This is a genomic window from Ancylomarina sp. (genome assembly GCF_041555295.1).
In the GTDB taxonomy this organism is placed as follows: domain Bacteria; phylum Bacteroidota; class Bacteroidia; order Bacteroidales; family Marinifilaceae; genus Ancylomarina.
This window is the reverse complement of record NZ_JBFFKR010000489.1, coordinates 1-1,401: the sequence shown is the minus strand read 5'-3', so window position 1 is coordinate 1,401 and position 1,401 is coordinate 1. Positions and strand designations below refer to the sequence as shown.

Below are 1,401 nucleotides of genomic sequence, written 5' to 3'. Positions count from 1 at the left end.
AATATCTTTGTAAAATACAACCCTGTTTTGGAATTGGCACCACAAACAGTTTGGGAATCACGTCTTGATACAGCCTTTGTCCACAAGCCATTCTTAGTTGAAAACCATTACACTAAGGAGAAGGAAATTTTGGTTCAGGATCTAAACAACCAGCTTTATCTTATCAATCCAGCTTCAGGTCGAATATTATGGAAAAGGCCGTTGTCTTCTTCAATAGTAGGTGAGGTTAGTCAGGTCGACTGGTTAAGAAATAACAAGTTACAATATGTGTTTGTTACCCAAGACAAATTATATCTAATCGATCGAAATGGGAAAGATGTAGGTAAATATCCTATTCTATTGCGTTCAAAGGCTGCTAGAGGGCTCTCTGTTTTTGATTACAGCAATAATAGAAATTATAGATTCTTTGTCCCAGGTAAAAATAAAAAAGTATATGCCTATTCTAAAGATGGTGAAATACTCGATGGGTGGAAGTTTAAAAAGGCTGAAAACCCTATCATAAGCGAAGTGCAGCACTTTAGGATTAAGGGGAAGGACTATATCGTTTTTGCTGATGAGTATCGCGTTTATATCCTTAATAGAAAAGGGCAAATTCGTTTAAAACCAAAGAAGCAGATTGCTAAATCGAAGAACAATATTTTCTACTTTGAGAGTGCTAATTCTAAGAATCTAGATAGATTGGTTACTACCGATAGAGAAGGAAATATCCAATATTTCTATATGAATGGAAATGTTGAGACTAAAAATATAACTAGTTTAGATAGTGATCATCATTTTGTAGCCAGAGATATTGATGCTGATGGTTCATCTGAATATATCATCAGCGACCAGAATATGTTGCATGTATACGAAACGAATGGGAGTCTGATTTTAGAAAAAGAATTCTCATCGACTATTTCTCAAGCTCCAGCAGTTTATCGATTTTCTAGAAATAAGTGCGAGATTGGAATTTGTTTAAAACATGACAATGAGTTACATCTCATCAATACCAATGGTGTTAATCACAAAGGCTTTCCTTTAAAGGGAAACACTGCATTTTCAATTGCCTTTTCAAAAGGAACACAAAAAGGCTTCTATTTATTTGCATGTGATGATCGTAACTTCCTGCTGAATTATTCCGTGAAATTGTAATTATAAGGGCTAAAAAGCGTATATTTTGATGTGAAAAAAATACAAAATATGCGATTATGTTTGGAAAAGGATATCTACTTTTGCGGACAATTGCTAATAGTATCATAATCTAAAACGACACAAACCATCATCTATATGAAAAAGAAACTCCCAATCCCCATTTTGCTAGTCCTGTTTTGTTTCTTGACTATGCCATTTAAATCATGCGTTGACTCTGATGACTATGATTTTGATAAATTATCCGATAAAATAGATTGGCAACCAAATTTT

1 protein-coding gene is annotated in these 1,401 nt (G+C 33.9%); it reads left to right on the top strand.

Features of this window, described 5'->3' with window-relative positions:
• Nucleotides 1-1,131: PQQ-binding-like beta-propeller repeat protein (locus tag ABY905_RS17335; RefSeq protein WP_372646168.1), on the top strand; the 1,131-nt coding region annotated here is incomplete at its 5' end.
• Between the last annotated feature and the right edge of the window lie 270 nt (nt 1,132-1,401).